The sequence below is a fragment of the Bradyrhizobium sp. S3.12.5 genome, assembly GCF_040548225.1.
Classification (GTDB): Bacteria; Pseudomonadota; Alphaproteobacteria; order Rhizobiales; family Xanthobacteraceae; genus Bradyrhizobium; species Bradyrhizobium cytisi.
Window position 1 is genome coordinate 1 of sequence record NZ_JBEPRF010000053.1, and the last position, 4328, is coordinate 4328.

Genomic DNA, 4328 nt, shown 5'->3' on the forward strand with positions numbered 1-4328 from the left:
GGCAGATCGGCTATGCCTTCGATAACGTACTGCTTTATGCCAAAGGCGGCGGCGCAGTGACGAGCAACACCTATCAGATCAGCTCGAACCTCACGGGCGCGCCGCTTGGGAACAGCGAGCACGTTCTTTGGGGCGGCGCGTTAGGAGCCGGCATCGAGTACGGTTTCGCGCCGAACTGGTCGCTTGGCTTCGAGTACGATCATTTATTCATGCAGCCCGCGGCGGTGAACTTCGCCGCGCGCGCTGGTGGGACCGATCGCATCCGCCAGGAGTTCGATCTTATGACTGCACGGCTCAACTATAAGTTCGGCGGTCCGATTCTTCTCAAATATTGATCTGTCGCTCAAACCGCAGATTGAAAGCCCCGGCCATGGGCCGGGGTTTTTTTGACCTGTTGGTTTCATGTACAGGAGCCATAAACGGTCTTATGCATTCCGGCCGGCCGCGGTTGCTGCATCAAGGAAACCGTTCTTCTCGAGCGGTCGACGATAGTCTGCTAAGATCAAACGGACAACCGGCTGAGAGAAATACGATTTGGCTATCGCCGCCGCTCAATCGACACGGAGGTCGACGGCGATCTGGTCCGCGCCACTAACGAGAATGCCGGCCAATACCTCTGCAAAGCTTTCTTGATCTTCCATCGGCCGAAATGTCGAGATCCATGACAGTTCGCAGGCGCACTCGCCGCTGGCCGGAACGCACATCGTCGCCCGCGAGGTTCGTCATGCTCACGCGGCCTTCTGGTTTCAGGTTCGAGTCAGCCTGGGAGCTATCGCCAAATCTTGGTGACGGCCGGGGCCGGTCAGGCGGCGGCAGTTGCGGGCTGACGATCATTCGGCTTTGCGATGACCTCGACCCCGTTGTTGAATGTCACACCGAGAACGAGTTTTGGCAACTGGTTATGACCGTCGAGACGGCGCCAGTTTTTTTGGGCGCCCTCGATCAGTTTGAAGACCATCGTGAGCGCAGTCTTGTTGGATAGGCAGCCCTTCGATCGGATCGTGCGATGGCGCACGGTGGCGAAGGTGCTTTCAATGGGGTTGGTGGTCCGTAAGTGTTTCCAATGCTCGGCCGGGAAGTCGTAGAATGCCAGCAGCGTATCCCGATCCTTGGCCAGGCAGTCGGCCGCCTTGTCGTATTTCAACGCGTAGCTCTCGATGAATGCCTCGAACGCCAGTTCGGCGGCGGCCTTGGTTTCGGCCATCCATATCTCCTGCAACGCGCGTTTGGCTTTCGGCTGCTGGCTCTTCGGTAACTTGGCGAGCACGTTGGCGGTTTTGTGCACCCAGCAGCGCTGCTCGCGCGTTTTCGGCCAGACCTCGCCGGCGGCCTTCCAGAACCCGAGTGCGCCATCGGCGATGACGAGCCGCGGGAAAGCATCGAGTCCGCGCCGCTTCAGATCGAGCAGCAGATCGCGCCAGTCGTGTGCGCTCTCGCGGGCGCCATCGGTGAAGCCGACCAGTTCCTTGCGGCCTTCCGGCGTCGCGCCGATCAGCACCTGGATGCACTGCTTTTCGTCCTCCAGGCGGGCTTCGAGATGGATGCCGTCGGCCCAGATGTAAACGTAGCGCTTCGCCGACAGATCGCGCTTCTGCCACGCGGCGTGCTCGTCGAACCAGCCGTCCTTCAGGCGGCCGATGGCCGATGCCGACAACCCGGCAGCATCATTGCCGAGCAGCGCCGCCAACGCCTCGGAGAAGTCGCCGGTCGATATACCCTTCAGATAAAGGATCGGCAGCAGCGTCTCGATCGACTTCGACCGGCGCATGTAGGGCGGCAGGATCGACGGCGAGAACCGGATGCGGCCTGGATCGGCGGCGGCGGCTTCGCGATCGCGTACACGCGGCTGGCGGACGGCGACCGGACCGATACCGGTCATCACTTCGCGCTCCGGCAGGTGACCGTGGCGGACCACCCGCTGCTGGCCGTCCCCGGTCTTCAAATCGGCATGCTTGTCGAGAAAGTCCGCGACCTCGGCCTCGACCGCCTTGGCAAGCAGCGCACGGGCTCCGTTGCGTAAGATTTCGGTGAGTTGATCGTCGAAGAATCCTGGCTGAATCAGCTTGATAACGTTATCCTGTGGCACGGCATATCGCTCCTTCGGTGGAGAAGTGGAGGCGTCAAGCACCCCCACGATATGCCGCCTTTCCGATTCCCACCGTCACCAACTTTCGGCGATAGCTCTCAGCCTGGCGCACTGGCCCACTAGAGCTATCATCGGGTTAGCGCAGTCTGGCTTTGGTGAGAAACATGCGGCAACAACTACCGCGCGCAGATGCCGACCAGTGTTCTGAACGCACGCGTCATTGGAGAACGCTGCATTAAGCTCCGCCCAAGAGATCAGCGAGGCCTCTAATAATGGCAATCAGGAAGCTTATGAACATTAGCATTAGCCCAAGTGTGGTCCACACTATGTCGGCCAGCTTGGGGGACTCAATTTTCTGGCGGATTGAGCCTTCGACAGACGCCTTCAGCCTGCCAAGCCGTCCTGTTGCCTCGACTTGCTCGAGTTTCGATCTGCGAGCGCGCAGCCAAAAGTCTCTGAACCACGGCACGGCGATACATACTGGACTCGCGGCGCCGAGCACGTCTTTGAGCGCGTCCCACCAAGAGTACGCCATGTATCTCAGGCTCTCATCGACGGATCAGACTACATAGCCATTGGCATGTGCGCCGCGAGTTCTAGGTCATCGCTAGAGGCAGCAACGCCAAGCGTCTTGCCGCACGCAACCGAAATTCGTTCCATCAGATCCCAAGTTGGCCCCTGGGTCCCGACTCCCGATTCGATTTCGCTAATTCGAGCCTGGCTAATACCCAACTTATCCGCCAATTGTGACTGAGAGAATCTGGCATCCTTGCGCATGGCCCGAACTAGTTCGCCAGCACGCATTGCCGCACTCGACAGTTCCTTTTCAGCTGCAAGGCTTGCATCAGCTCGTTCGATTCTTTCGACCAGATCAGCAAGCGAACGACCACGCCCCTTACTGCTAACCTCAGCAACGGCTCGCACTCTACGTTTGTGACTTTTGTCGACTTTGAGTTTGACCATTGCAGCCTCCACTCTTCATACGAACCAAACTGAAGCTCGCGCATTCAGTATTCCGGTCTTCAAGGCGTTATAATCGCCGCCATTCCAGGAAGACCCTCCAGCGTACATCGGCACGCCATGCTCAGCCGCGAGCATGAGCGTTACCGTCACATCGCCATCATCATCGATTTCGACAGCGAAGATCGCAAACTTAGCCGCCGCGGAAGCATGGAACATCTCCACGCCCCTATACGTATAGAAGGGCAACAGATCCCTGCTATCCACTGATCCGCTGTGGACTTTCTGCAGGTAGAGCAGGATCTCGCAAGCGAAATTGTGCCCAAGCTGCTCCAACTCATCAGCCGCGTCTCCCAATCCGGGATCCTCGAACGAAACAAGCATATAGGGAATTCCTTATATTCTGTCAACCCCAAATAACGGCGAATATTGGAAAAAGAAGCTATAAATGTAGTCGACGACATGATGCAACTATAGCGCGCAAAGCGGAACTGTGAAGACCGGGAAGCCCTCAAAATAAGGGATTTTACAGGCGAACGAAGATACTTTCCGGCGCTCATGACGGTTGGGTCGCAGTCCTGCCGGGACTCACCAATGGTTCCAGATATTTACAACGGAATCGGAATCCTAACGTTCGCTTCGCTTCTAACACCGGACCTTCAACAGCCGGCGCGGCATGATCGAAAAGACCAGAACGGGACAAGAGAGCCTACGAATTGAGAGGCCCTGTAGAAAAAGGTCATGAGTCGCTTCTCGGCACTGCAGACGCAATCGGCGGAGCCAATACCGACTCGCTTGCCCTGGCGGGCGCGGCGGCGGCTTGATCGGATGCATTTTCGCTGCTCAGAAGATCGCCGAGGCGGCCGATGACGGCCGAACCGCTACGGCGGGATACTCCGATTCAGAGTCCATCCTGGCGACGCGACTTTATTGTGGGTTTATGGTCCGCTCGGGAGCGGAACCTGGTGCTATAATCCAATGCCTTATCCGAGCGAGCCGGATTATAAGGCGCCTATAAAACCTAAAAGTACCTTGCAAGTTCCAGTCGTCCTCCCAACGGCCCTTGCGCTAGCCCATCGGGTCGCGCAGGAACTTCTTTGGCTGTTGTGCCCTCCGAGGGCAAAGGTCACACGTTCGAATCGTGTCGGGTGCGCCAGATTTTTTCTTCGTTTGCAATGCGATTTGCGGTAAGCGCTTAGCCGCAACCCTATTGAGGCTGGCTTGACGTTTTGCGGAATCGCCATGGCATGAGGTCTTCGATACGGCTATGGGGATGGCCGTC

The 4328-nt window shown here is 57.9% G+C and carries 4 protein-coding genes; 1 reads left to right on the forward strand and 3 read right to left on the reverse strand.

Going from position 1 to position 4328, the window contains the following annotated elements; genetic code table 11:
• Positions 1-335, forward strand: a 335-nt coding sequence (locus tag ABIC09_RS37230) for an outer membrane protein (protein WP_354112414.1), incomplete at its 5' end; no start/stop codon positions are given.
• A 467-nt stretch (positions 336-802) separates the two neighbouring features.
• Here ABIC09_RS37230 and ABIC09_RS37235 read toward each other — a convergent pair.
• The 3 genes from ABIC09_RS37235 to ABIC09_RS37245 all read right to left on the reverse strand — a co-directional run bounded on the left by ABIC09_RS37235 (position 803) and on the right by ABIC09_RS37245 (position 3430).
• Complete coding sequence (locus ABIC09_RS37235; protein ID WP_354112415.1) at positions 803-2086, reverse strand: IS256 family transposase; 1284 nt, start codon at positions 2084-2086, stop codon at positions 803-805.
• Positions 2087-2650: 564 nt separating this feature from the next.
• Positions 2651-3049: a helix-turn-helix domain-containing protein gene (locus ABIC09_RS37240; RefSeq protein WP_354112416.1), complete on the reverse strand. Its 399-nt coding sequence runs from the start codon at positions 3047-3049 to the stop codon at positions 2651-2653.
• Between the two features lie 15 nt (positions 3050-3064).
• Positions 3065-3430, reverse strand: coding sequence for a hypothetical protein (locus tag ABIC09_RS37245; RefSeq protein ID WP_354112417.1), 366 nt, complete (start codon positions 3428-3430; stop codon positions 3065-3067).
• Positions 3431-4328: the final 898 nt, after the last annotated feature.

Coding starts and splice junctions, on each gene's coding strand:
- ABIC09_RS37245 (WP_354112417.1), bottom strand. CDS start 3,430: ATGCTTGTTTCGTTCGAGGATCCCGGATTGGGAGACGCGGCTGATGAG.
- ABIC09_RS37240 (WP_354112416.1), bottom strand. CDS start 3,049: ATGGTCAAACTCAAAGTCGACAAAAGTCACAAACGTAGAGTGCGAGCC.